Origin of the sequence: Bacillus altaicus (assembly GCF_042136375.2) — a bacterium.
GTDB lineage: Bacteria > Bacillota > Bacilli > Bacillales > Bacillaceae_G > Bacillus_A > Bacillus_A cereus_U.
Genome location: NZ_CM143394.1, coordinates 2,858,468 through 2,884,743, shown reverse-complemented (window position 1 = coordinate 2,884,743; position 26,276 = coordinate 2,858,468). Strand labels below are relative to the sequence as shown.

Below are 26,276 nucleotides of genomic sequence, written 5' to 3'. Positions count from 1 at the left end.
TAAGGTATCGTTTTCATACGAATCTCGTGAAGTACTCCTTATTTATAATTTATGAAAAGCGTTTCAGGTCAAGAAATAATTAAAAATAAAATCCAAAGCTGTTCTTTTTAAAGAAAAGCTTTGGATTTTAAGCTATGAATTATAACTAATATATTTTGTCTCACACATGTATACATTTTTTTCTTCTGTTGGGATATATACTTTAAACTTTTCTAAACGTTTTCCGTATATATGAATAGTGATTGCGCTTTCATTTTCAGCTATTTCAAGAATATGACAATCAGCTGGTGGAATTACTTTATCGGTTTCGCCTTCTCCCAAATAAAGATTTCCTATGTGTGTTAAATAAGAAAGTGAATTTCCAAGCTGCTTCGTTTGTACAAAGTTCTGCACCATTATCCTTCCTGAAAAAACGCCTTCTACTCCCCATGTGCCATCATGATCATGTAATGGTGTAGATTGTCCATCTTTCCATACGAGAGCTAATACTTCAAAACGTTTTAACGGATCTTCATACAGTAAGTGTCGTGCATATTGAGCCGAATTCGCCTTCTGTTTATCTAACGGAAGCCATGTTTTCTTTTCTAAAAGTTCTTCTAGTAATGTTTCAATTTCACACACGATTTGTTCTTCTAATAAATCACCATCTATTAAATCAGTTACAGCTTTAATAAACGTTTGAAACGTTTTACTCCCATTGCACGTTAACATAAGCATCCTCCTCTACTCTTTTTCTACACACTTCCATACTATAAAACACACTAAAATTTTACAATTGAGAAATAAAAAACAAGGTACAGTAATTTTGTACCTTGCTGAACAGTTTATTGAGTTTTTAAGCGAATAGGTAAGAATTTCAAAGTTTGTTCATTTTCCAATATACATTTTTCTAAATTGAAAGATGAAGATAGCTCTATTTTTTCAAAAGCATTTATAAAGGTAGTTAATGCAATCTCGGCTTCTAAACGTGCAAGTGGTGCCCCTAAGCAAAAATGAGGACCTTTACCAAAGGTTAAATGCTTTTCATTTCCTATTCGGTGTATATTAAATTTAGAGGCTTGTGAAAACTTTTTCTCATCTAAATTTGCTGCACTTGCCCATGCAACAATCATTTGATCCTTTTTCATAAAAGGTCCAAATATATTTGTGTCCTCTGTAATCCTCCTAGCTAATGTAACGGGAAAGCGATAGCGTAAAACTTCCTCAATCGCTTTTGAAATTAATGTAGGTTCTTTTCTTAACTCTTCATAAATTCCAGGGGAATCCACTAAAAAGCAATAAAAGCTATTAATAATTAAATTTGTAGTAGTTTCATTACCTGCCGCTAATAACCCTAAAGAAAAAGTTACAATTTCTTCATCGGTTAATCTTTCGCCTTCATATTCAGCTCGTATTAAATCTGAAATAATATCGTCGGTTAAATGATATCTTTTATCTTGAACAATTGGAAGAAGGTATGCTTTAAATTCATTTAACGCAATTCCTTTTTCTACATCCAAATCGTTAAATTTATCTTTACTATACGGCATAAATAAAATATCAGACCATTCTTTAATTTTTTTACGGTCAGTTGTTGGTACTCCTAATAAATCGGATATGACGGTAACAGGTAAAGGTGCAGCAAACTCTTCAACGATATTAACCTCACTATATTTTCCAATATGTTGTACAAGTTCGTTTGCGATAGCCTGTATTCGGGGTTTCCATTGCTCTAAACTTCTTGGAGTAAATGCTTTAGAAACAATAGAACGTACATTGCGATGTTCTGGTGGATCAGTAGAATTTATATTTATTCTAGTTTCTAAAGGAGGGATTGCGAATTGTCTTCGCTCCCTTCTACTTGAAAACAAGCGATAATCCGATAAAACTCGATTTACATCATCGTATAAAAAAACATTCCATACATCCTGCTCCTCATCATAATGAACCGGATGATTCTCCCTCATAAATTGATACCACTCATACGGATTCCACAATTCTTCTTTTGTTTTCAGCTTTGAAATTTCATGAACTAAAATCACATTTTCAGGCGAAGCCATAGTTCTTTCCTCCCTTTTCTTTTACAATAAAAGTGTTAGGTCGGTAGTTCAAAGTTGTATAATCTAACATATGTTATTTTAACATATGTTAAAGGAGATTTTTCATTGGAGAACTTGAGAAATATATAAGGGGGATTTTTATGTACGTTGACATTTTATTACTAGCAGAATTAACGACTGGACCAAAACATGGATATGAAATAAAGAAAAATGTTCAAAATCGGTTAGGTGAGAATTTCGAATTAAATCATAATACACTTTATCCCGCTCTTCGGCGCTTCGAAAATATGGGGGCTATAACGAAAGAAATACATAAACAAGTCGGAAAGCCAAACCGAAATATGTACGACATAACTGAAACAGGTGAAGAAATTTTTTCTGAAATGTTAAGAGAGTTTCCCGAAAAAATTGCGACAAATAACGCTGAGTTCCTTGTACGTATCGCGCTATTTGAGAAACTTGATTACGAAGCTAGAAAAGAAATTTTAACAATACGCCAAGACGTACTACATAAACAGCATACTGCTATTCAATCTTTAGATGTTAGCTCATCTTTTATTACAGAAGTCATTGAATTTAGTAAATCACGTATTGAACATGAATTGCTCTGGATTACATCACTTATGAAGAAAATATGAAAAAATAAAAAGAAAAGTTAAAAACAATGAATGAAAATGAGATTTATTATCAATACTATAATTAATAAAAGGGCAACCACGATTTGGCTACCCTTCAAAAATTTATACTTCTGGATCAAAAGTTTTGCAATCTGTTTCTTCAGTTGTAGATGCATGTTTACCTTTATGACTTACTACATAAATTGCATCTGCACTACATTTATTGCCGTTAGCCCAAAATTTACAGTTGTTTACTTCACATAAAACGTCTTGTGCCATAGTATCACACCTCCTTGTTCTATTATCATTAACAAAATTCGGAGGTATGATACTCTTTGTCATGCATTTTTTATTACCTTTTTAACTTTCTTAATGGTTCAATATCTCCTTGTACAATAGCATCTATATTTTCGGTTATTTTTTCAATGTCAAAATGCCACCATTGAATTTGCAATAATTCTTCTATTATTGTATTTGTGAATCGTTCCTTTATTTTATTTGCAGGGTTTCCGCCAACAATTGTATATGGTACGACATCTCTAGTCACAACAGATTTAGCTGCAATGATTGCACCATCCCCTATTTTTATTCCTGGCATAATAGTTGTATCCATACCAATCCAAACGTCATTTCCTATAACTGTATCACCTTTGTAAGGTAAATCAGACAAACTAGGTGTATACTTCTCCCACCCATTTCCAAATATATTAAATGGATATGCCGAAAATCCATCCATCCGGTGATTCGCTCCGTTCATAATAAAGGTAACTCCATTTGCAATACAACAAAACTTTCCAATGGTAAGCCGATCTCCAATAAATTCATAATGATATAATACTCGATCTTCAAATGTTTCTCCATCTTTCGCATCATAATAAGAATAGTCACCAACAAATATATTAGATTTCGTTATTGTATTTTTTATAAAATGAACGTTTTGATTTCCTTCAATAGGGTATTTAACATTTGGATTAGGATTCATGTTGCACAGCACTTCCTTTACCATTCATTTCACTTTCTACTGCTATTACTGGCTTTAAATTGTATATAGGCAAAATAAACAATAATCCAATAACAAATAGTAGAGCCGTCCCCTCATACATCGTACCTAATGAAAACATCTCCTTTAATGAACCAGCTATACTCATCGTTACTACCATTGAACCGGTGAATAGTGGACTTAAAATGCCATTTACTCTACCAATAAAATCCGTATCACTATTTTGTATAATAAGTGTATTTATCCCTATTTGAATACAAGGTAGGGCTAAACCACTGAAAAGTTGTGCTGTAAGTGTCACCCATAAATTTGTAGAGTAGCCTATAATAGCAATTCCAATTGCCTGACCAAGCATACCTACAATTAACATTTTTTGCGGAGCAACGTTTTTCGCAAATACCATCGCTAGAGCTCCGCCAACAATCATCCCCGCACCATTTACTGTTAGTAACCATTGTAAACTCTCTTTTGATAACCCTAACTGCTCAGTCACAATAAAGATGCCTAGTGGCTGAATTAAACCTATACCTAGTCCTGCTGCCATAAAACAAAACCCTAGCAAAGTTAATGCTTTTTTCTTTTTTACATATTTAATACCATCCAGCATTTCCTGTAACAGCGTAATTTCTTTCTTCTCATTATCATTCTCAAGATCTTTCGGAAGAAATAACAACACAGCTGCTGCAAGTAAAAAAGCGATCCCTGTTATGATGATTGAAATATAAATGCCAAAACTATGAAAAATAAATGTTCCAAGAATCGGTCCTAACACCATAAAAATCGCAAATATTGTTTGATATATAGACATCGCTAATTGAATTTGTTCCGTTGATAAATGCTGTTTAAACAACTTCATACCAGATGGTTGAGAAAACTGCGAAAGGATTGCAGAAATAAGCGTCACAAAAAACACGATTTTCCACGTTCCAAACATAAGAGTAATTAATACAGCGAATACGGAAATAGAACTTAACGTCTCACACCATATCATTGTCTTCTTTGGCTTCCACCTATCAGCAAAAGTTCCACCAATGAATGAGAAAATAAAAATGGGAGCAAATTCAGCAACCGAAATCATTGAAATAGCAAAAGCATCACCTTTCGTCATTTCCATTACATACAGTAATACCGCAAAGTTTCGAACCCATATTCCAATTTGTAAAAATAATGCTGATGCTAGAATCCCTTGCACAAATCGATTTTTTAATACTTGTGATACCCCATGATTTTGTTTCGTTTCTGCAGTCGTCGACATAAAAAAGCCTCCTATTTCGTGTTCTGAACAGGAGGCAGCACAAATCATATGAAAAGACTATATATTCGCAGTGCGAAACACATCCCTTTTCTATACATGCACATACTAATCCTATTCAGAAGAATATTTCGTTTTTTAACGAAGATCTCTTACAAATAGAATTAGTTGATCATTGGGATGTTTTCACCCTTCCGTTTCGAATTTAAATAACACATACATACTCTATGTAAATCATTTTCTATGTATGCATGTCTAAAAATAAATATTCTAGAATGTTAATGGTAATTCCTCTAAAGAACGCATTAAATAATTACCTTGCCATTTAATGTCTTGACGATTGCCTTTTATTTGTAGTTCAGGCATGCGTTTTAACAGCGTAGTAATAGCTATCTTTGCTTCTAACCTAGCAAGTGGAGCGCCTAAGCAGAAATGGCTACCATGCCCAAAGGCAATATGACGATTATTCTCCCGAGTAATATCAAATACTTCTGGGTTTTCAAATACTGTTTCATCGCGGTTTGCCGAAGCTAATGCAATGACAATCATATCCCCTTTTTGGATTGTTTGTTCGTGAATTTGAAAAGGCTCAGCTGCCCATCTTGCAGTTGTAACCTCAACTGGAGAATAATAACGCAATCCTTCTTCAATTGCAGAATCAATTAATTTTGGATTATCTTTTAATAACTGTAATTGATTTGGATTTTCAAGAAGTGCTAATACCGTATTCGTAATTAAATTCACTGTTGTCTCATGTCCTGCTACGATTAGTAACATTATCATTGAATATAGCTCTGGAGCACTAAGTTTATGCCCTTCATTTTCCGCAAGGATTAGCGCACTAACCAAATCTTCTTTTGGATCTTTTCGTTTTACATCAACTATATATTGAAGATATGTAATAAACTCAGATAGTTGTTTTTCGGTTTCTTTTATTTCTTCATGTGTTTCTGGCGATGCAATGACAGCATGAGACCAAATTCTAAATTTTGCTTGATCCTCTTTTGGAATGCCAAGCATATCACTTATTACAATGATTGGTAATGGGAATGAATAATCATCCACAAGATTTAATGTACCTTTTCGCTCTATCTCACTTATTAAATCATCCGCTATTCTCTGAATTCTTCCGTCTAATTGTGTAATCATCTTCGGTGTAAAAGCTTTTTGAACTAAAGATCGTAAACGACTGTGATTAGGTGGATCTGAATTTAACATGTGCGTTGTTAAATGATCACTATTGTCAACAGAAAGATACATGTTCTTTGTATCTTGAGAAAACACATTTGCCATATCTTTTTTTAAACGATTATCTTTTAAAAGTGGCAGAGCATCTTCATATCTTGTAATGAGCCATTCTTTACCGATTTCAACTTCATTTACAAATAATATAGGTTGCATTTTTCGTGACTCTTTATAAATTTCATATGCATCTTCTTTAAACTGAGCAGAAGCTAAATTAATGCCATCTTCTATTTTTCGGCCAACCTTATTTTTAATTGACATTACATTCCCTCACTCTCAATTATTTTTAAAAATCAACCCAATATTTGAATTATACTTCAATAAGAACTGGAAAATTGTAAATTTTCAATTAAAATCTTACTTCTAATATTGAAAAATAAAAAAGTGAGAGAGTAAAATCATTCTACCCTCTCACTTCCCATTATGCAAAGCACATAAAATTACTAATTTGTTGATATCGATAACTTACTTTACGGCGGCGACCAGCTTGCCAAGTGTAGCCGGATACCCCACTTCTTCTTACTTCTGTCGGAAAAAACCATAAGTCTCTTCCGAAAGGTCCAGGACGATGCAAACGTAAATAGCCCCATCTTCCTAGACAGTTACACATCCATGATTTCATATTCCCTGCTTGTGCTGGAGAAGCAAATGTGGATGGTAAAGACGGAGCTTGTGACGGTGGTGGTGACGTTGGAGCATCTTCCGCATCATCTGGTCTATAATCTTCTAGTTCAACCTCTCTAACTTCGATATCAGGTTCATATCCGTATTGTTGTGGATTATAATACATCGTTTGATCATATGGATAATTTTGTTCGTTATACATATTAACAAATCACCTTCTTTTCATTCATTACCTTTAACATTCATATGTGATATGACACCTATCGGAAGCTTATGTATAGCCCAAATTAAACTAAAAAAATAAAGCTCGTATCTTTTTTTCAAAAATACGAGCTTTTTTATAAACGGAATATATTATTATTTTTTCAACTTCACACTATAAAAACGCATTTCTTCTAATAAACCTTCAAATTCAAATACCTCTTGTTTAATTAATACTTTCAAGCGATACTCTAAGAAAGTATCCCCAACTAATTGCTCTACAAGGCCAAGCGCTTCACCAATTACTCTCGGAGCTTTAAGGAAGTCTTTATCAGCACCTACTTTTTTCGCACACTCAATAATGAATTGGTCAAAATATTCTTCTTGTACAGAATGCACTTCATTGTCTTTCCAAACTCTTAAAAATTCCATGCTATTCGATAAACTATCCCACTCGTGTTCAAGATTCACTCTGCTTTTTTTAGTTAAAAACGGTGATTCTGCAAAACTATTTTGGAAAGTAGCTAAACTTTCGGGCGATAATTCTCCCGTTCCACGTATATCATACTCTTGGTTTAATATTTCTCTACTCATTTCAGATGTATTAATGATTCGAATATTTTTCTTACCTTTTAATTGCGCCATTACAAAACAAAGGCCTACATGTTCATGTGCGTTATCTGCCTTCCAAATGGTAATCGGTGTTTCATTAGGAATAGAATGTAGCTCTTCTAAAGTTTCCATAAATTTTGGTAAATATTCTTCTTCAAAATAACTATCATAAGAAGTTAAGTTGTTTAATAACCATTGCTGTCTTGCGAGTTGCCCTTTATTCGTATGTAATTGATTAATCGGTCCAATTGAAAAGAATTCAGAGAATGCAACAACACTCTCCTCAAATAGTTCTTCTTGACTTAACATATATTTTAAACATCCGCCTGTTGATTCATCAAAAGTGATATGAATATGTGTACTTTCTTTTACATTCTTTTTATAAGATGTATTACTCGTTAGTTGCTTAGGTATACTTATCAAGTGTTTAATCGTATCTTCACTATAGTTCTCTTCTAATAAATCTAATTGTATAAGAATGCTTTGCAGTAAATGTTTTGCTTCATCTTCGTACATATCCTCTACAACATTTTTGATTTTATCTATCATGTACATCCCTCTATTCATTACTAAAATAACGTAGATTATAGTGTATCATATATGTTCACTTTATTATTACTAATAGGAATGTGAGAGTTAAAAAAAGACAAAGGGGAATATATAAAATAGTATCCATTCTAGCAAAATGAGTATCTTTTTTTCGTTTAAAGATACCAAAATAATAAAACTCACCAATTACCCTTATGAAAAACACAATCATACAAATCCAGGAACCCGTTTGAATAATTAAATGAGGAACTGCAAAATGAACAATATTTGCTTGTTGTAATAAAATTATTGCTGCCATACTTAATAGTAACGCAATGAATAATGTCATTCCTCCCCGAGGCGTAAACACTTTTTTTCCAGATTTAGTTGGAATAACACTATCTGTCCCCCACTTACCTCCAAAAGCCCAATAAACATGTAAAAAGCTAACTAAGAATAATATACAAGTAGATGTATATATAATAATAAGCATTTTATCCTCCCATTATTTTATTGAAGTCCCCACCTTTAACATATGCTATGAATCCTTCATTAGCAATCTAAATTTAATTACATAAAAAACCTCTTAATGATTAATCATTAAGAGGTTACTACATTTCATTCTGCATTATACCTACTTCTTCGGCGTTCCATCCTTGTTTGCCCTTGAACAGTGCCTTCATTGTATTGATCTATTTGCTCTGTCATTTCATATTTTGCAACTGGTTCTTCGTAATTATGCTCATGGACTCTTTCTGGTGTTTTATGTTCAGATGCTTTTCCACGAAACTTGAATAATTTCATTTTAAGTTTCGGTAATCTTGGAAGGCGAATCTTAAAGGATAGCCTTTTACGTTTCTTTTTTTGTTTAAATAAATTAGTATTTTCTTTATCAGTGTCTTTCTCTTTACGGTGTAATAACATCGCAAGTAATCCACCTAATATAAGTCCTCCAACTAAAAGGAGAATATATAAGTAATGGCTTGTCATTAAACTAGTCATACGCTCAAGTATGACTAACGACTGTACTTCTTTTATATCCCATAGTAAAGCGGCCCATAATGAGAATAAGCCCAAAGTAAGCCCGTATGTACGAAACCGGAATAAACACGGAATTAACGCAATGCAAGCGGCGATTTTCGCGTTCGCAATTATTGAACTTGTTGAAATATCCTGATTCCAAATGACTAACAGTAATGTTATAAATGGCGCATATGCTATCCAGCTACATATACGTGAATATAGCTTTTTCGCAAAGTAACTACCGAAACTAGTAAAAAATAAAAGTCCTCCAATAAATAAAGATTGTTCTAGAGGTATTTGCTTCATAATACCCGCAACTGGAAAGAGGCCGCTCAGTACCATTAATAGCACATCTAATTTCTTCACAATTCCCCATTCCTTTCAAATTCTTTTTTCAGTTTCACAAAATATACATTTCATATTAATTGAAAAATCTTTGTGATGTAGTTGTGATATTTCTAAAAAACATCTTAATCCCAAAAGTAAATAAAGTAAATATGAAAACGAAAATATACATGACAAATCATATCTATATTTACAATGAAAAATGACAAATCCCGCTCATTATGACTAGCAGGATTTGTATACTATTATTTATATTAATATCAATGCATCTTCTTTTTCTAAAATTATTACATCTTCATCTAATTCGTCACTGAATTCTTTAAACTCCCTTGAATCAATATCTGTAGTATAATTTTTAATTAATTTAACCATATGCATTACATGCGTATTATGAATATTTTGTTCCGAGAGCAAGGTTGATTTACAGCACATGTAATGTATCATTTTGGCGATTTCTTCTCTTTCCTCAGATTTTACACCAAACGGGATAACTTCGAGTATGTGCTGCTGTACTATCTCATTGCAATTTAATTCGTATGCAGCCGTGCTATAGTAAATTCCCATGTGATCTACAAATAATCTCGTTTCATCCATAACATATTCTTGGTCTCTAATAATATAGTTCGGTACATCTGAGTTAGTATTAATTCTAATTATGTTTATATCCTCTTTAAAATTTGGGATTATTCCAGGTGAAACCTCGATATTAACGCTTTCATTTCGCAATTCCTCTATCCAATATTTCCTCATATTTGCATCTACAATAAAATAAACTTCTTTATTTTGTTTATGTGCATCTTGTGAAATTTCAACTAATGTTTCTGACATAAATTGTTTAAAACTGACTCCTATATCATTCCTTTTTGATGGTTGTGGTAAAAACACTTTATTATTACCTATATTTAATAAAGTATGATCAATTGTGCCCCATTCTTCTTGACCATATAATTTATATAATATTTCTCTCCCATTTATTTTTGAAAAAATAGGTAAGAAATCATATTTAGACATTTTCTCAATTGATAAATTCACAATTATTCCCGGTAATTTTATCTTATTCCAACTACGCTTTAAGAACCCCTTTTGTTCTAACAAACTAAGAATGGCATTAATAATTTCTTTTTTAGATACACTTTGTCCAATAAATAAATTAATAAATGCTGAAATACGTTCCGTTCGAGCAAATCCTTCCCGAATGATTTGCTTTGGATTAATTTTTTCGCGACCATCACAATTTTTCATTGCAATTAATGCTAATTTCATTTCATTTTGCTCACCTGCCGTAACATGTACAGCTTTTACGACATCGTCTACAAGTTTCTTTTTATTTTTATGGCTATATTGCATTCTATATGGATTTTGTAATAATTTTTCAATGTTGTATCTTTCAATTTTTAACAACACCGGATTATCTGCATTTAATACATAGGATGAATCTTCATTTTGAGCTAAAACTATTTTGCTATCTAATAACGCTTGTTCTATCTCTATTATTATATCATCTGACCATACTTCTAACGTAATTGCGTCTAATCCCTTTGGAGCAAATAAAGGTAATAACTCATTCTCATTATTAGTTAATACTTTTTCACATTCTGGAAGTGATGTGAAATATGGGAATATTCGTTGGAATTCATTAAAAAGCTCCTCTTTTTCTCTTACTTTTATACCAAATTTTATTTTTGTTCCTTGAACTTTATATATATTTTCGTTATATGGAAGAAGCACCCTTACATTAGTTCCTCTAATATACTCTTTCGGACATTGGAGAATGTCCTCTAATTTAACTTCTCCACCTATCCTATACTCATCTTTTAAATTTCTAAAACGTTTAATCCATTTTATTCCTTTTTCAGCTTGTTGCACTTTTAACTTTATAAACCTTTGCTTTTTCTTATTTAATTCAAATTCAGGAGTTGAGATCAGTATTTGGCTCCGTTTTCGCCCTGAAAGTATAGAAATATCTTTATGATTATATTGTTGATAAAACCGCCTAATCCCTACGGATACTTTTAATAGCGGAATATTCTCACCTCCACGAGTTACGTATTCAAACCGATATACATAAGCGAAATAATCATGTGTTTCTTCATCTTTAATTGGCTCAGACATCGCTTCAAAAACATCTTGTGATCGCAGTGGCGAAAAATATATTTCTTCCTCATTTTTATTTTCCATACGTAAAGGCTGTTCGCAAAAGATATGAGTAATTAAAGCTGGTACCCATTTAGAAAACGTTTTTTTATCATGTAATACTGGTAAATTACTAATTAAATCATACTGCCATTCTAAATGTGGTGGATCTAGTAATTTATTCGGTTTCCAATCATGAATAACCTCATACCAGCTTTGGAAAATATAGTCTAACTGTTCTTGTCTCATTGGTTCTTTTGCTACAATCCAAGGTGTCTCTTCCTTTAGTACATATGGATCATGCTGAATGAACAATATATCAGAAAACATATCATACAATCTTTCATTTACAAGTTTTAATTTGCTCATTAATAAAAATGTTCTATAATGTATCTCTACAATCTCAAGCCATTCAATAGGAAAGTAAATATACGATACTTTCTCATTATAGAGGGGTTCTACTATATTTTTAAATGTTAATAACCGTAATTTTTCCATATTATTAATACTTCCTCTCTTAATATATATTGATCATAAATAATACTAGAAAAGATACCAATTTTTTTAAGCATAAACGAATCAAATTTAAACCAAGCACATTAAAGGAAATAGTTAAATCTAATTTGAATATATGAATAATATATTATTAAAACCAAATTAATAAAAAGTTACTATTAACATATAACTACCTCCTTATGTCACTCTCAATATCATAAAATCATTATAATGCATTATTTTATTTTTTATCTATGATTTACAAAAAAATTACAGAAACTAAATATAATAAAAGGTATCACCTCTTTATATAGCGATACCTTTTATATACTCTTTATTAAATAACACCTTTAACTTCTGCATTCACCGGCCATTTTTCTAATGTATATGCCATTTCCCAAAATGAATATTCATATTGACTACTAAAAATAAAATGTTGTCTCATACGATTACGGTCTGCCTCTGTTACTTTTTCAGCAATCGTATCTAATCGTGTGATTTGCTCTTCTACTAGAGTGCGGAACCAATCCGAACCATATGCAGAAATCCATTCTTGATAAATTGGTTCTTCTGGTTGACATTCTTTTAATCGTTCACCGATTTCATAATATAACCAATAACAAGGTAAAATAGCCGCAATAATATCTCCTAAATGCCCTTCATAAGCTGCACGATACATATGAGATGTATATGCATATGCAGTTGGCGCAGGAATAAAATTATCTTTTTCTTCTTTCGTAATCCCTAATTTCTTTGCGAAATTCTCATGTAAAGACAACTCAGCTTCATACGTATTTTGTGCATGATGCGCCATACGAGCCGTCGTTTCTAATTCAAGAGCCTTTGCAGCACCTAACGTTTGTACTCTAGCAAAATGACTTAAATAATATGAATCTTGAAGCACATAATAACGGAAACTAGCTAAATCTAACGTTCCTTCGCCAAGCTTTTTTAAAAAAGGATGATTGAAACTCGCTTCCCAAATTGAATCTACTTCTTTACGTAATGATTGTGAAAAAGTCATTTAAATCCCTCCAATAATTTATAAAATATAAGTATTTATCCCCTTTATTAAAGCTGTAAAATAAAAAAACTTTCTTTACAGGCGTAAAGAAAGTGAAATAGACAATATTAATTTATGCATTAAATACCATGTCTTCCCCACTTTCCTACGCTGGCATTAACCAGATCAGGTACTAAGAGTCTCAAAATTACATTTGATCTCAGCCTATAAAAGGCCCCTCTAGTGGATAAATATTTAGTTGTCGTATTGTAATTATCATAGCATACTTCGTGGAACTATCAAAAGTTTTAATTGTACAATTATCTTAAAAACCTTCTTCTTTCCTTACTTTTAATGAAGTTTCAATGATCATATCTAATAGCTTACTATAGCTAATTCCCGCTGCATCTGCACTTTTCGGCAGTAAACTTGATTGTGTCATCCCTGGTAATGTATTAACCTCCATTACATATGGAATTCCGTCCTTCACCATCATATCAACCCTTGCATAAACACTACATTTTAATGCTTTATAACAAGCCATTGACGCTTTATTTACACGTTCCTTAATTTCAGTTGGAAGTTCAATAACTTCTTCAATTGTACTAACATCATCGTATTTTGCATTGTAGTCAAAAAACTCAGCTGCATGTCGAATCGAAATGATAGGTAACTGTTGGCCATCAAAAATTGAACATGTAATCTCGTCACCTTTTATATACTTCTCAATTACTACTTCAGAATCCCATTCGAATACAGTTTCCAGCATTGAGATTAATTCGTTTTTATCATTAACGATCTTTACTCCAACACTTGAGCCACCAGAGTTAGGTTTTACCACTAACGGAAATCCTATCTTATCTAACTCTTCAAGCTTTAGATCATCCATTTTTGTAAGTTCAATCCATTCTGGTGTTTCTACTCCTTCATAACGCAAAATCTTTTTCGAAATATTTTTATCCATACATATACCGCTAGATAACATATTGCTACCGCTATAAGGAATACCTAAACTCTCAAGCGTCCCTTGAACTGTACCATCTTCTCCGTATTTTCCGTGTAATGCTAGCAAAGCAAAATCAATGTCTTTCGCTTTTTCAATTAAATCCATTTTTTCATTTAACGTAATTGGAACTATTTCATACTTACTCTTATCTAAATGTGCAATCATTTCATTCCCAGTCATAATTGATACTTGTTTTTCAGAGGATACTCCTCCCATAATAACGCCAATTCTCATTTTCTCAACTCCAAGTTTCATTTTTTAATGTTTCACCAATTATTTGAATCCCGCTAACTATTTCCTTTTCTTTCAAACGCGAAAATCCTAATCGGAAAGTGTTCGCTCCTCCTCCATCAGAGTAAAAAACATCTCCAGGAGAAAACGTAACGCCTTTCTCATAACACTTTTGTAAAAGTATGCGGGCTTGAATTTCTTCTTCCAACTCTATAAACAAATGAAGTCCACCATCTCCAGTCATTCTTTTAAACGGAATGTACTGATTACACGCCCCAACAGCTAACTCATATTTTTTCTTATAAACAGATCTTGCTTTTTTTAAATATTTTTCAAAATATCCTTCATGTAAATATTGAAACAGAACAGCTTGATCTAACGTAGAAGTGTGAATCGTTCTTGCTCTTTTAACACTTTCTAAATAATGTATCAGTTCTTTATCTGCAATGATCCAACCTACACGTAAACCGGGGAAAAGTACCTTTGAAAAACTACTAATATAAATCACATTATTACCGGCCCCAGAAAAAGTTAATAAGGGGGCTAAATGTGAACCTGAATAACGTAATTCTTCATTAAAACCATCTTCTATAATAGGAATCTTATATTTTGAAAATAATCCCATCAATTCCGTTCTTTTCTCCGAACTCGTAACAATACCAGTTGGATTATGATAAGAAGGGATTAAATACGCGAAATCAAAATCCTTTTCACGCAAACTTTTTTCTACTTCAATCGTATCAATACCATCATCATTCATATTAATTCCATGAACTTCAAGTCCATGTAAACGAAAAAGCTTCAATGCAGCATGATGAGTTGGGTTCTCACAAATAACACGTCCTGATTTCTTCGATAAAGAAGATAATACAATATCTAATCCTTCTGTAAATCCATTTGTAATTAGAATATCTTTGTTCGAAATATCTACACCTTTCATTTCCATGTAATGAAGTAAATAATTCATTAACGGTTTATAACCTTTTGCATATCCGTAGTTCAATACGATATCCCCTTCAATGGACATGCGAGTAAGAAAAGCTCTTTTGAAATTTTCAACATCAAATAGCTTTTCATCCGGGGCTATACTATTAAAAACAATCATTCCTTTTTCCCAGCGAACACCATGTTTCATTAAATCTAATTCATCCGCTAATGCGGTAACTGTATTGAGTTTATTTTTCCAATCTATTTCAACAGACGAAGTGTTAGAAATATCCACCTTCGCAACAAAATTTCCTTTTCCTTTAACTGCATAAATTAATCCTTCTTGTTCTAAATCCGCATATGCAGAGAGCACTGTATTTCTACTCACAGATAGTAATTCACTCAGTTCCCTTGTTGATGGGATTTTTTGATTCCCTAACAAATGCCCTTTCATAATCATCTTTTTCAAATAATCCTTTAATTGAATATAAACGGGACGATCTTTTACAACTTTAAAATCTTTAAACAATGCCTTACCCCCTGCAATTATTTTTGCATATTTATTTCATTCTCAAAAGGTCCACTACATATGTGTTTTTTATGAATAGCGGTACGGTTATAAAGCCTATAAATCCTTTCGATATAAATTGATTACATCTTTTAAAGCAGCGGCCGCTGCCCCTTGTGGATTAGAAGCTCCACCAATTGTAGTAACTTGCCCCATTGTATCTGTAAAGAACGTGATTCCTTTTTCCGTGCCATTTATATTTGCTAACGGGTGCGCTCTCTCTATATCACATGGTTGTACTTGTAAGTTTATCTTTCTATCATCATCTTTATATGCTAATGCAATTAATTTAATAGATTTATTTTGTTCCTTTGCATTTTGAATTTGTTGCGTTGTAACATGCTCTATTCCGTTTATTTGTATATCTTTAAGTGAATAATCTGTTCCCATTAAACTATTCGTCAAAAGTAATAATTTACAAGCGCTATCCATCCCGCTTATATCTAATAACGGGTTAGTCTCCGCAATTCCTTTATTTTGCGCTTCTTGCAATGCTTCTTCAAACGTCTTATCTTCTTCATACATCTTTGTAAGAATATAATTTGTTGTCCCGTTCAATATTCCTTCTATTTTTTCAATATGACAACCTGCTAAACTTAGTTGTCCAATGTCTAATGTTGGTAACGCAGCCGCAGTTGCGCCGCTATACCGAATACGTGAGCCTGAAATACGTGCTGCCTCATTTAGTTCACTCCAAGCTGTAACAAGTGCACCTTTTGAAATAGCTACTATATCCATTTGATTTTCAATAGCTTGTTTCATATACTGTTTCCCTGGATTTCCATTTTTAAGATTTGTAGCAGTTGATTCAACCAATACAGTACCATTTATATTAATCGTTCCGTGGTCCTCTGGATAATGTTCGATATATTTTTCAATTGCCGCAGAACCATCACCATACGTCAATAAATCATTAATCTGCAAACCTTTCCCGTTATGTATTGCAATATTTCTTCCTATCACTCCACTAACAACTAACTCAATTCCATATGTTTCATTTATATATAAATATTTTTCGTTTAATAATTTAATAAATTCTTTACCAACTGTCCCATACCCTGATAATACCACTTGAATTTTCATAATATCCCCCCATATTTTTCTACCAAATCCCTCTTTCAATATAATATAAAGCGCCCTCGAATTCCATCGAGAGCGCTTTATTATTATCTATTTCGGTAACCGTGATAATTTTTCTGCAATTGTTCTATAAAACTCTTGAATGTTAGAAAAACCTAACGTGTCTGAAACACTAAGCCCTACCATATCAAGATGATCCCAATTTGCTTTCGTTTCGATATGATTCCATTTTCCAACCTGTAATGACTCATTATTATTTACAGCAGCATTAGAAGATGGTGCAATCATAGAATTTGTATTTACTACACCGTCATTTTGCCACCAAGAAGTATCTATTAATGGTCGATTTTCTTCATATCTTGCATAAGAACCTAAGAAGAATGCATTCCCCATTAGCACTTTATTCATCGTTATATGAGGTAGATGTAAGCCTGTTATAGGTGCCACTTGCGATGCATGTCCACTATACGATAAGTAATACACATCTGATTGCGTCTTTACCCAATTATTTAACTCCTTTGCTCCATCAGTACTTAGATCCCATTGACTTATATCTTTTGTATTTTCCCAAATTGAACTATTTAAAATACGATCAGTATATTGGAAAAAGGACTCTCCAGCATTCTTTTTTATATCCCATTGATCCAATTTAAAATCATATAATGATAAATTATTGTTTCCACCTAAACTTGCAGCTGTAATGAGTAAATCTTTAACGAACGGCAACAGGAGACTTCCATCCGCGAGTGTTGTACCGTTGTGAGGAGTTGCTAATGTTGTAACACTATGAACATACGATTTACCACCTTCAAATAGTGGTGATATATTTGTGCTCGGATGTTTTTTTTCATAATTTTTTTCTTCATAACTTCCTTCTTTTAATAGCTGCACTAATGTTCTTGTCGTTTGTCCACCCATGCTATGTCCGACTAAATGGACTTTATTTGTTTCACTCCAGTCCGGTGCAAAACCACTATAAGTTCTACCAAAACGATTATGTCCATGTTTCTCAGCATGCGCCGCACCATAATCTACTGTTCCACCGTTAATTTGCGCATATAATTCACACGCACGGTCCCAATTACTAGAAACAGGTCCAACAGCTGCAGTATGTACTGTATAACCATTTCTTTTTAAATCTTCCTGTATATCATGAACACCACCCCAATATTTTACCCCTAGCATTTCCTCTCTACCCCATCCAGCAAATCCATTCACTAAAATGATAGGATAATTGTTTTCTTGTCGCTCTTCAGCGTAAGTTGTTTTCGCTGCGAATGAACAAACACTTACTAATGCGAAAAAACATACTTTTAAAAATAATTTCCCCATACTTTCTCCCCCTCAATAAAACGTTTACATTTATCTTTTAAAAAAAAACACAAAATTAGTTTGCAACTTAAACATAATGTAAAGTATTTTATATACGTTGTATATATTGAAAACATATACAAATGTTGATAAATATTAATTCTAGTAAGCATTTACTTTTTATAACACAACTTGTAAATCTGGTTATTTGAATTTATGATTGAATATAGTTTCTTCATGTTAAATAGATTTAAAAATCATAAGAAAACTAATTTCATTGCTTGAAAAGGAGGAAAAAAGCATGCAAATCGGATTAAACATTCATACATTATCTCAACCTTCTAAAATAACCCCATCTAATCTTGAGCATAATACTATTTCTTCTACTAAGCTTGAAGATACGAAATCAAATGATCCAATCAAATTTGATATTCGTTCATCTGAAAAAAAAATGAAACAACCTGAGCATAAATTTAACGAATTAGATTTATGGAAGATGTTGAAAGATAAAGGTGTTCCTTTATGGATGATTTTAGAAATGTTGCAGAAATTTCGTAAAGAAAAGGAATCTCAAAATAGTTCGGTTCAACATTTAAATGTGGTTGAAGGAGCGAGCGAGACTCGATTAAATGAAGTAATGTAAATGGCATATAAACAAAAAGAGTTCAAGATTGATAAAATTTCTATCAACCTTGAACTCTTTTTAAGATTTTTCTCCCATCGTTACAAATTGAATTGATACTTCTCCCTCAAAACCTTTAATTAGCTTTCTTACTTTTACATTTTCGTTAACCAACGTATTATCTGTCGACATTTTAGGTTTTTCATCACCTAAAGATTTTTTCAGATAAAGAAGCTGCATTTTCGTTTCATTTGCATTTATTTCTTTATACACACTATTTTTTGCTACTATCACATACCATTGTGTTGGATAAATACGAGTGTTACCTATCCAAGCGTCACTATCGTATTTAACAGGAATCTCTCTTCCTTCTAATTCAATACTTTTCATAGTCTTTTCGTCTTCATGTGTAAACAATAGTGAGCCTTCTTCTGGGAAATTCGGTAAAGTATCTATAGGTCTAGAAGGTCCATTATCTCGTTTACGAAAAACCTTTGCTTTAATCAATGCTTGTGCTGTAGATTCATTTAAAATTAATACCTGGCCTTTTCCAAATTTACCTTTTTTCACAGAAAACACTTCATTTTCTTTCGTAATTTCCTGATAACGATCAATAATTGGTGAAGTATTATTTTCATCTCCAATGATTAATACACCGTTTGCTGGAAATCTGTTTTCATTTTTAGAGCATGCACTAAAGCTTATTAAAAGTATTATAGTTAACATAAAAATAGTTAAAGTTCTTTTCATCACGGTTCCTTTCATAATTCAATTCATTTTTTATATACTTTTGTGTAATCTTACTAGCTGATATACTCTATTGCTCCATAGTTTTATAAAGCTTTTGTAGGTAACGCCAACGGGTTATAAAGAAGTATAAAACTTGTATACATATAAATGAAATTAAAATAACGATAGAGCTATTTATAATAGAAAAATCGACTAATTGTTGTAATGCCGTATAAGCGACTACAGTATGAATCACTGCAACGACAATCGGTAAGAAGAACATTAATAATAACTGTCTCGTTACAACTTTTTTTAACTCTCGTTTACTTAATCCCATTTTCGAAATCATTTTATATTGCTGTTGATCGCGGTCCAAATCAGTATATAATCGAAAATAAATAAAACTAGCAGCAAATGTGAAGAAGACGATTCCGACTAAAACACTTGCCATAAGTAATAATCCATTCGTTTGCTTTGCACTTAACAAATCTAATGTTAAAGCTTGAAAGTAGAAATTATCTTTGCTAACATCTTTTTCAAATATACTATTTAATTGGTTTGAAATCTCTTTCGTTTTCATCCAATCATCTACAACAAATCCGTAAGTACGATTTTGATCATCTATATCATCTTGGTCAGGAGAAAAAGGAATTCCATCATACACATGATCTTGAACAGCAATATAAATACTTCTAGTATCATGCGGTAAAACTAAATTTTCTACAGCTTTTTTCACACGAAATGTCTTTGTCCAATCTCCTTGAATGACTTCAACATTCTTTTTATAGTCACCATTTTTAAATTCTTGTTTTTGGGATACGATTCCAGGAATTAGTAAAATTTCATCTTCTTTTTCAATCGTTTCTTGTTGATACCCGAGTGCTCTCGCAAGTTCGTTATATTCACTTAACTTCATTACATATACGTTACTTTCTGTATATTTATTTGAAGACGAAGCCATTCGATAAGGAATATTAGCATCAGCAAGATGTTTTTTTATAGTAGAGAGATTTTTATCTACCTCTTTGTCTTTTTCAAAACTTACATACAGAAATGTATACGGATTTGTCATTCTTACCAAATCCCTATTACCGAGAGCAGCTGTCGTACCAATTGCTGTAAATGCAACTGCTGAAATAATAGATACTATAAAAAACATGGTTGCATTATCTTTCATACGGTAAATCAATTCTGAAAATGTTAATATATTTGTTCTCTTTAAAAAGAAAGATTCACTCCTTTTCGCAAGATGCAATATATAAACGCTACATTGTGTATATAAAAAGTACGTTCCTATAATTACAAGGATTACACCCATTCCAAGCATAATAAAACTGTGATTTGAGATAAATCGAAATACTGAAATATATCCACACCCTATACTAATTAAAGAAAGTAGCGATAATAAAATTGAAGATTTCGGTTCAGGCTTTGGTTTTTCTTCTGCTTGAATGAGTTCTACAAGTTCTGTTACTTTTACCATTTTAAAAGTAACAAGCGAAACAATTAAAAATAAGAAAAAAAACGTGATGACTGTTAATAGTACCGCCTGCACTGGTATATAGAAGGGCAAACCATTATTGATCATTAATACACTTGCACTTATCAATAAAACTAATTTAGAAAATATGAGACCAATGATAATTCCAATACAAATTGATCCAATTCCAATTAACATATTTTCAATCAACAATAATTTCTTAAGTTGCCTCATTGACATACCTTGCATCATTAAAATGCCAAATTCTTTCTTACGTGTTTTTAAAAACGAACTAACTGAATATAGAATAAAGAAAAATGAAAATACGAATATCAAACCTTGCGAAATTCTAAATCCCATTGTACCGAATGCACTTATAGTTGCACTTGTCGATTTTAACTCACCTTGTAAATCAGGATGAAATAATAAAAGAGCATACGTAAAGAAAATCATAATAGAAAATGCACTACTTAAAAAATGAGCAGCATATGTACGCTTATTACGAAAAATATTATTAAATGCGAACTGACGAAAATTCATGCCTTTTCCCTCCTAACAAAGAAAGGACATCCATAATCTTTTGATAAAATGCTTGCCTGCTTTCACCACAATAAATTTCGTTATATAGTTGACCATCTTTAATAAATATGACTCTGCTGCAAAAACTCGCTGCATACGGATCATGTGTAACTAACATCATCGTTGCCTTTTCTTCCCTATTAAGAGTATCTAGCATCTCCATTACATCATTTGAAGATTTAGAGTCTAAGTTCCCTGTTGGTTCATCTGCAAGTAATAATTGCGGCTTATGAACGATAGCACGAGCGATTGCTGTTCTTTGAGCTTGCCCCCCTGAAATTTCAAACGTTCTTTTACTCAATATATCTGTAATATTTAATTTCTCTGCAATTTCCTCCACTCGTTTGTTCATTTCTTGTACAGAAACACCATCTAATGTCATCGGCAATACGATATTTTCCTTTACTGTTAGTGTGCTAAGTAGATTAAATGATTGAAAAACAAATCCTAATTGTTTCCTACGGAATAGAGCTAAATTATCTGATGTTAACTGGAAAGGATTTGTGCCATTTATTAATATTTCTCCTGATGTTGGAGAATCGATAGTAGATACCATATTTAATAACGTTGTTTTCCCACTTCCTGACGGCCCCATAATCCCTATAAATTCACCTTCTTGAATTGATAAATCAATATCTACCAATGCTTTAAAAGGTATTTTCCCTTTATATACTTTACTAATACTTTTTGCATGTAAAATTTCCATTTATATTCTCCCTTCATTTGCACTTCTCACTATAAAGTGTAAATGAATTTTCTTATAGCTCATATTGATTCATCTTTCATTTATCTTACACGCTTGTAAGATTTCTAAAAAAACTGATAACGATTCTAGTTTCAAACTATAACCGACGTATATCCATCTTATAATATTTGCATAGTGGTATGAAATACAATGCTATTTATTTCTAATCTTTATTATATTAATGAAAAAAGACCGATTGCTTTATCGGTCTTTTTTCATTAATATAATATATTTTTAACTAATGCCTTTAGTTGAAGCATTTTTGGGTTACCCTTGTTATACTATTTCACTTTAAAATAACCTCTACAAAAAACTGAGTCCTTCGGTTTAATGGCAATTAAAAATGAATTGTAGATATCTGAGGAGGAAATTATTGCGTTTATCCAACATACAAATAATATGATTGACTTGATATTTCCTGATACATAGAACGACATAACAGCAGGGATTACCGATAATACAATAATGGGCAAGCTCATAAAGATCCAAAATCTCGTTTTGGATAGGATTGCATTTGTGTTTAGCCAAAAAAATATTCCACTACATGTTAAGCTAATATCACCTTTGTTATTTATGACAAAAATGTGTAGACATTCATGAATGATGAAAACAAAAATACCTATTATGATGAGATACAATATATTAATATGAGTGAAACCTACTCCAAAGTAATTTGGTATCAGAAAAATGATTATTTGAAGTAGATATACAAACTTCATATAATGTTTTCGATGCCAATTATTCTGTATAAAAGGAGTCCATTCTGAAAAATCCATACTTATCTGTGGCAAGTGGCGAAACCAAATTATGATATGCGTTCCCCTCCCTCATTTAAACTATTTCATAGCTTAAAACATTTAATCCACTAACACTCAACCGTTAGTTTTATATACAAACCTTCGCTCGCCTTCACTTTTCCCGTGTGTTCTTCTACTTGAGTTTGAAGTGATTCAATTGTAGGGTTATTCGAGTGAGAAAGTGGTGTTTTTATAGATAAATGCATTCGACAAAATCATCCAAATTCCTTTATATATATGATTTTTATAAAGGGGGTTCTCGCATGCGCAGCTTGATGCCCTGTTTTTGGTGAAAAGTAAATTCATCAAGCAACCATCCCAATTGTCGCTTTGATATGGTAAGTGGTACACTTGAATGTAAAAAAGCTCAGAGTTTTAGCTCTAAGCTTTTTTGTAATCATTTCATTATAGCTCCTTTTAAAGAGCTATATTTTTTATCCATTCTGATTTACTCAATAGATAATGATTATATAGTTGGTTTTCTATCGTTTGTTGACTCAGATAAGTAAACCCACAATTTTTAATTACTTTATTTGATGGTATGTTGTTGATTAAAGCAATTGCATTTAGGACATCTAAAGTTGTATTTTTGAACAAATAGTCAATCAACCCTTTAGTCGCTTTCTTAGCGTAACCATTATTTTGATACTCACTGGAAATAGCATACATAATTTCTCTGTTCGGTGAAGAGAGTTCTTCTTTAATGCCTGTACAGCACCATCCAATAAATTCATTTGTGGCTTTCTTAAATATTCCTAGCTTTAATATATAATCATCTATGTTAGACGTATTTGTCACTGCATCAAGAAATGCTTTGTTTGCTGGTATTTCATAATTTGCAACCCAATCACCCCTTTGTTCTTTCGTTGATTTCCAGTCGGGCAAAAACTTTTCTATTTCCGGTTGCTTTGCTATTTTATAAATACTCTCTGCATCTTTGATGGTAAACTCTTGTAGGTATATATCTCCACAATCTATTCTAAATAACTTAGTCGAACTCTCTTCTCCCATGTTAATCCCCCCTTACTTACGTTAAAGCGCCTTAATCTGCTTCGTAAGTTCTATAAATCGTTCGTCAAGTTCTTTATATCCTTTATCCTTAGAAGTTAAAAAGCTTAATTTACCTAATACTTCTTGTCTCTCTGTTTCTAACGTTAAACGTAGCTCTTCAATAGCATCTCTTGTTTTAGTAGGTTCTTCTAACTGCTTTTGTATCGTATTATTTGAAAACACGAGTTTCGTGTTAGTTGTTTGCTCTAGGAAATATCGATCGTGAGAAACTATAACTAATGTTCCATTATATTCAGCCAATGTATTTTCAAGCTGTTCCCTTGAAGGTAAGTCTAGATGATTTGTCGGCTCATCTAAAATAAGTACATCTTTTTCCTCTAAAATATACGTCATTAGCTTACACTTCACTCGTTCTCCCATGCTCATTTGCTCAATCGGCTCTTTCCATTGAGAAGCTTGGAACCCTAAATGTTTCATTAAATTTTGGACTTTTCCTCTTTCTTCAAATGTCTCTTTAAAAAATAAATCTTCTGGTGTTTTATCAAGTGGTAAATCAAATACTTCTTGTTTTAAATAACCGATGTTTGCAGATGGTGAAATCCATACTTCTCCTTGAACAGTCTCCGTGCCCATAATCATCTTCAGTAATGTTGTTTTCCCGCTTCCGTTTGGTCCAATAATTGCAACCTTCTCACCGTGTTGGATTGTAAAATTAACGTTTTCGAATAATGTTCGTCCATCAAATTCTTTCCTCAATTGTTTCACTTCTAAAAAGCGTTTTCCTACTTTTTTATTCGCTTGAATAGAGAACTCAACTAAATACTCTTCTTTAACACGTTCTACTTTCGTTTTCTCAAGCTCTTTTTCGAGACGTTTCCGTTTCGACTTCACTTGCGCATCCATTCGCTTCGCTTTCACACGATAAAATTCTTTAACGCCTTCTTGTTTTGTAGACTGTGCATGTGCCTTTTGTGACCATGAACTTAATTCGTTCATTTGTGATTCTACTTGTTCTATCTTTTTTTGCTGTTTTTCATATTCACGCTGCTGCGTCATTCTTTTTTGCTCACGTACTTTCATATAACTCGTATAATTACCGCTATGGTCAATTAATTTCTTATCCTCAATTGACCATATTTTTGTTGCGACAACATCTAAAAAATATCGATCATGCGATACGACGATAGTTGTACCTCTCATATTTTTTATTTGTTTAATAAGAAATTCCGTACTCGTCTCATCTAAATGGTTTGTCGGTTCGTCTAATATTAATAAATTAGGATTTTCGGCAAATCCTTTTGCTAGTCGAACTTTCAGCTTTTCACCACCACTTAAAGTAAGAAAATCGTTCGTTGGCACGCCCCATTTCGCAAGAATTTCTGCTTCTTTTGCAATCACATCATTACTAATAAAGGATTCTGTTTCTTGTTCAACATATGCCATTGTCACATTCATTTGCTGCCATTCAACAGTACCTTTTGATGGCTCAATCTTCCCATTTATTAATTGAAGTAACGTTGATTTACCAGCACCATTTTTACCAATTAATCCGATAACATCCCCTTGTTTTACTGTAACATTCATTTTCTCTAATAAAGTATTTTCCATTATTTCAACATAAACATCATTTAATTTTAAAAGTTCTTTCATATTACCGATCCCTTTCATTAAGGGAGAACAAAAAAATCCTCCCAAATTAATTTGGCAGGATTAGTCATTAAAATATTTATACCCAAATAAGCTATTAAGCAAAATAAATAGCAATACTATTGTATGGAAATCGGGCAGACTAATCCTATTTTTTATAAATTGAAATTTATTTAATTTCAACATTTAAAAATAAGATTAGTTAATCATCGTCCACCCATCATTCCTTTCCGTCGTTAGTAACCAAATTGTACCATAGTAGTACTGTATGAGTAAATGTAATTATATGTGCTACTGCTTTAGATTTTACTATTATGTAAACTTCTACGCGCTCCCACTTATATATTTTTTATATAAATCTTCAATAAATTATATATTATACATATTAAATTTCAGTTCTTATAATGAAGATATCATTTTAAAAGG

Annotated in this window: 24 protein-coding genes and 1 riboswitch; of the genes, 2 read left to right on the top strand and 22 right to left on the bottom strand. The window is 32.2% G+C overall.

The features are described from left to right. Positions 1-132: 132 nt before the first annotated feature. Positions 133-711 carry a cysteine dioxygenase family protein gene (locus ACE38F_RS15120; protein ID WP_375369021.1) on the bottom strand — a complete coding sequence of 193 codons (579 nt, stop codon included), beginning with the start codon at positions 709-711 and terminating at the stop codon, positions 133-135. A gap of 113 nt (positions 712-824) precedes the next feature. After that, positions 825-2,039: a cytochrome P450 gene (locus ACE38F_RS15115; protein ID WP_375369019.1), complete on the bottom strand. Its 1,215-nt coding sequence runs from the start codon at positions 2,037-2,039 to the stop codon at positions 825-827. 140 nt (positions 2,040-2,179) lie between these two features. Between ACE38F_RS15115 and ACE38F_RS15110 the strand changes: the two genes are divergently transcribed. Next, positions 2,180-2,677 carry a PadR family transcriptional regulator gene (locus tag ACE38F_RS15110; protein ID WP_215556514.1) on the top strand — a complete coding sequence of 166 codons (498 nt, stop codon included), beginning with the start codon at positions 2,180-2,182 and terminating at the stop codon, positions 2,675-2,677. Between the two features lie 102 nt (positions 2,678-2,779). Here ACE38F_RS15110 and ACE38F_RS15105 read toward each other — a convergent pair whose 3' ends face one another. From ACE38F_RS15105 to ACE38F_RS15040, 14 genes are all read right to left on the bottom strand, one after another. After that, on the bottom strand, positions 2,780-2,935 hold the full coding sequence (locus ACE38F_RS15105) for a DUF1540 domain-containing protein (protein ID WP_000046089.1): 156 nt from the start codon (positions 2,933-2,935) through the stop codon (positions 2,780-2,782). Positions 2,936-3,008: 73 nt separating this feature from the next. Continuing rightward, entirely contained in the window at positions 3,009-3,638 is a 630-nt protein-coding gene (locus tag ACE38F_RS15100; protein WP_002127653.1) for a Vat family streptogramin A O-acetyltransferase, read from the bottom strand. Next, positions 3,628-4,911: an MFS transporter gene (locus ACE38F_RS15095; RefSeq protein WP_375369017.1), complete on the bottom strand. Its 1,284-nt coding sequence runs from the start codon at positions 4,909-4,911 to the stop codon at positions 3,628-3,630. Before ACE38F_RS15095 ends, ACE38F_RS15100 begins: the two co-directional genes overlap by 11 nt. A gap of 267 nt (positions 4,912-5,178) precedes the next feature. Further along, the gene (locus ACE38F_RS15090) at positions 5,179-6,414 is read right to left on the bottom strand and encodes a cytochrome P450 family protein (RefSeq protein ID WP_375369016.1); all 1,236 of its coding nucleotides are present in this window, start codon (positions 6,412-6,414) and stop codon (positions 5,179-5,181) included. A gap of 160 nt (positions 6,415-6,574) precedes the next feature. Continuing rightward, positions 6,575-6,979 (bottom strand): hypothetical protein, encoded by a 405-nt coding sequence (locus ACE38F_RS15085; RefSeq protein WP_002127656.1) that lies wholly within the window; start codon positions 6,977-6,979, stop codon positions 6,575-6,577. Positions 6,980-7,134: 155 nt separating this feature from the next. Further along, a complete protein-coding gene (locus tag ACE38F_RS15080) occupies positions 7,135-8,139 on the bottom strand; it encodes a DUF1835 domain-containing protein (protein ID WP_375369014.1) in 1,005 nt (334 codons plus the stop codon). A gap of 55 nt (positions 8,140-8,194) precedes the next feature. Beyond that, positions 8,195-8,611 (bottom strand): DUF3995 domain-containing protein, encoded by a 417-nt coding sequence (locus tag ACE38F_RS15075; protein WP_375369013.1) that lies wholly within the window; start codon positions 8,609-8,611, stop codon positions 8,195-8,197. A gap of 125 nt (positions 8,612-8,736) precedes the next feature. Then, on the bottom strand, positions 8,737-9,507 hold the full coding sequence (locus ACE38F_RS15070; protein WP_375369011.1) for a DUF3959 family protein: 771 nt from the start codon (positions 9,505-9,507) through the stop codon (positions 8,737-8,739). A gap of 228 nt (positions 9,508-9,735) precedes the next feature. Further along, a complete protein-coding gene (locus ACE38F_RS15065; protein WP_375369010.1) occupies positions 9,736-12,117 on the bottom strand; it encodes a pPIWI_RE module domain-containing protein in 2,382 nt (793 codons plus the stop codon). 334 nt (positions 12,118-12,451) lie between these two features. Next, the gene (gene tenA, locus ACE38F_RS15060) at positions 12,452-13,138 is read right to left on the bottom strand and encodes a thiaminase II (RefSeq protein WP_375369009.1); all 687 of its coding nucleotides are present in this window, start codon (positions 13,136-13,138) and stop codon (positions 12,452-12,454) included. A 125-nt stretch (positions 13,139-13,263) separates the two neighbouring features. After that, positions 13,264-13,369: riboswitch (TPP riboswitch) on the bottom strand. Positions 13,370-13,442: 73 nt separating this feature from the next. Next, positions 13,443-14,357, bottom strand: coding sequence for a D-alanine--D-alanine ligase (locus ACE38F_RS15055; protein ID WP_215556522.1), 915 nt, complete (start codon positions 14,355-14,357; stop codon positions 13,443-13,445). Positions 14,358-14,361: 4 nt separating this feature from the next. Next, the gene (gene pdxR / locus ACE38F_RS15050) at positions 14,362-15,810 is read right to left on the bottom strand and encodes a MocR-like pyridoxine biosynthesis transcription factor PdxR (protein ID WP_375369008.1); all 1,449 of its coding nucleotides are present in this window, start codon (positions 15,808-15,810) and stop codon (positions 14,362-14,364) included. A gap of 96 nt (positions 15,811-15,906) precedes the next feature. Next, the gene (locus tag ACE38F_RS15045; RefSeq protein ID WP_375369006.1) at positions 15,907-16,932 is read right to left on the bottom strand and encodes a homoserine dehydrogenase; all 1,026 of its coding nucleotides are present in this window, start codon (positions 16,930-16,932) and stop codon (positions 15,907-15,909) included. Positions 16,933-17,019: 87 nt separating this feature from the next. Further along, positions 17,020-18,261: an esterase/lipase family protein gene (locus tag ACE38F_RS15040; RefSeq protein WP_215556525.1), complete on the bottom strand. Its 1,242-nt coding sequence runs from the start codon at positions 18,259-18,261 to the stop codon at positions 17,020-17,022. 280 nt (positions 18,262-18,541) lie between these two features. On the opposite strand from ACE38F_RS15040, the gene ACE38F_RS15035 reads away from it, so the two are divergent. Further along, the gene (locus tag ACE38F_RS15035; protein WP_375369005.1) at positions 18,542-18,883 is read left to right on the top strand and encodes a DUF3914 domain-containing protein; all 342 of its coding nucleotides are present in this window, start codon (positions 18,542-18,544) and stop codon (positions 18,881-18,883) included. Positions 18,884-18,943: 60 nt separating this feature from the next. On the opposite strand, the gene ACE38F_RS15030 is transcribed toward ACE38F_RS15035, so the two are convergent. The 6 genes from ACE38F_RS15030 to abc-f form a co-directional block, all read right to left on the bottom strand. Beyond that, positions 18,944-19,627, bottom strand: coding sequence for a lipoprotein BA_5634 family protein (locus tag ACE38F_RS15030; RefSeq protein ID WP_375369004.1), 684 nt, complete (start codon positions 19,625-19,627; stop codon positions 18,944-18,946). A gap of 52 nt (positions 19,628-19,679) precedes the next feature. Continuing rightward, positions 19,680-21,611, bottom strand: coding sequence for an ABC transporter permease (locus ACE38F_RS15025; RefSeq protein WP_215556528.1), 1,932 nt, complete (start codon positions 21,609-21,611; stop codon positions 19,680-19,682). Beyond that, on the bottom strand, positions 21,586-22,356 hold the full coding sequence (locus tag ACE38F_RS15020) for an ABC transporter ATP-binding protein (RefSeq protein ID WP_375369002.1): 771 nt from the start codon (positions 22,354-22,356) through the stop codon (positions 21,586-21,588). The genes ACE38F_RS15025 and ACE38F_RS15020 overlap by 26 nt, the downstream gene beginning before the upstream one ends. 320 nt (positions 22,357-22,676) lie before the next feature. Continuing rightward, the gene (locus ACE38F_RS15015; protein ID WP_375369345.1) at positions 22,677-23,171 is read right to left on the bottom strand and encodes a DUF3267 domain-containing protein; all 495 of its coding nucleotides are present in this window, start codon (positions 23,169-23,171) and stop codon (positions 22,677-22,679) included. Between the two features lie 438 nt (positions 23,172-23,609). Beyond that, the gene (locus ACE38F_RS15010; protein WP_375369001.1) at positions 23,610-24,203 is read right to left on the bottom strand and encodes a GNAT family N-acetyltransferase; all 594 of its coding nucleotides are present in this window, start codon (positions 24,201-24,203) and stop codon (positions 23,610-23,612) included. A 21-nt stretch (positions 24,204-24,224) separates the two neighbouring features. Then, positions 24,225-25,853, bottom strand: a complete 1,629-nt coding sequence (abc-f, locus tag ACE38F_RS15005) for a ribosomal protection-like ABC-F family protein (RefSeq protein WP_375369000.1) — start codon at positions 25,851-25,853, stop codon at positions 24,225-24,227. Positions 25,854-26,276 lie beyond the last annotated feature (423 nt).

Bases quoted from the DNA above. Each gene is read 5' to 3' on its own strand.
- ACE38F_RS15095 (WP_375369017.1), bottom strand. From the start codon at position 4,911: ATGTCGACGACTGCAGAAACGAAACAAAATCATGGGGTATCACAAGTA.
- ACE38F_RS15105 (WP_000046089.1), bottom strand. From the start codon at position 2,935: ATGGCACAAGACGTTTTATGTGAAGTAAACAACTGTAAATTTTGGGCT.
- ACE38F_RS15010 (WP_375369001.1), bottom strand. From the start codon at position 24,203: ATGGGAGAAGAGAGTTCGACTAAGTTATTTAGAATAGATTGTGGAGAT.
- ACE38F_RS15035 (WP_375369005.1), top strand. From the start codon at position 18,542: ATGCAAATCGGATTAAACATTCATACATTATCTCAACCTTCTAAAATA.
- ACE38F_RS15065 (WP_375369010.1), bottom strand. From the start codon at position 12,117: ATGGAAAAATTACGGTTATTAACATTTAAAAATATAGTAGAACCCCTC.
- tenA (WP_375369009.1), bottom strand. From the start codon at position 13,138: ATGACTTTTTCACAATCATTACGTAAAGAAGTAGATTCAATTTGGGAA.
- ACE38F_RS15040 (WP_215556525.1), bottom strand. From the start codon at position 18,261: ATGGGGAAATTATTTTTAAAAGTATGTTTTTTCGCATTAGTAAGTGTT.
- ACE38F_RS15080 (WP_375369014.1), bottom strand. From the start codon at position 8,139: ATGATAGATAAAATCAAAAATGTTGTAGAGGATATGTACGAAGATGAA.
- ACE38F_RS15085 (WP_002127656.1), bottom strand. From the start codon at position 6,979: ATGTATAACGAACAAAATTATCCATATGATCAAACGATGTATTATAAT.
- ACE38F_RS15045 (WP_375369006.1), bottom strand. From the start codon at position 16,932: ATGAAAATTCAAGTGGTATTATCAGGGTATGGGACAGTTGGTAAAGAA.
- ACE38F_RS15120 (WP_375369021.1), bottom strand. From the start codon at position 711: ATGTTAACGTGCAATGGGAGTAAAACGTTTCAAACGTTTATTAAAGCT.
- ACE38F_RS15115 (WP_375369019.1), bottom strand. From the start codon at position 2,039: ATGGCTTCGCCTGAAAATGTGATTTTAGTTCATGAAATTTCAAAGCTG.
- ACE38F_RS15090 (WP_375369016.1), bottom strand. From the start codon at position 6,414: ATGTCAATTAAAAATAAGGTTGGCCGAAAAATAGAAGATGGCATTAAT.
- ACE38F_RS15025 (WP_215556528.1), bottom strand. From the start codon at position 21,611: ATGAATTTTCGTCAGTTCGCATTTAATAATATTTTTCGTAATAAGCGT.
- abc-f (WP_375369000.1), bottom strand. From the start codon at position 25,853: ATGAAAGAACTTTTAAAATTAAATGATGTTTATGTTGAAATAATGGAA.
- ACE38F_RS15030 (WP_375369004.1), bottom strand. From the start codon at position 19,627: ATGAAAGGAACCGTGATGAAAAGAACTTTAACTATTTTTATGTTAACT.
- ACE38F_RS15110 (WP_215556514.1), top strand. From the start codon at position 2,180: ATGTACGTTGACATTTTATTACTAGCAGAATTAACGACTGGACCAAAA.
- ACE38F_RS15015 (WP_375369345.1), bottom strand. From the start codon at position 23,171: ATGGATTTTTCAGAATGGACTCCTTTTATACAGAATAATTGGCATCGA.
- ACE38F_RS15055 (WP_215556522.1), bottom strand. From the start codon at position 14,357: ATGAGAATTGGCGTTATTATGGGAGGAGTATCCTCTGAAAAACAAGTA.
- ACE38F_RS15020 (WP_375369002.1), bottom strand. From the start codon at position 22,356: ATGGAAATTTTACATGCAAAAAGTATTAGTAAAGTATATAAAGGGAAA.
- ACE38F_RS15100 (WP_002127653.1), bottom strand. From the start codon at position 3,638: ATGAATCCTAATCCAAATGTTAAATACCCTATTGAAGGAAATCAAAAC.
- ACE38F_RS15075 (WP_375369013.1), bottom strand. From the start codon at position 8,611: ATGCTTATTATTATATATACATCTACTTGTATATTATTCTTAGTTAGC.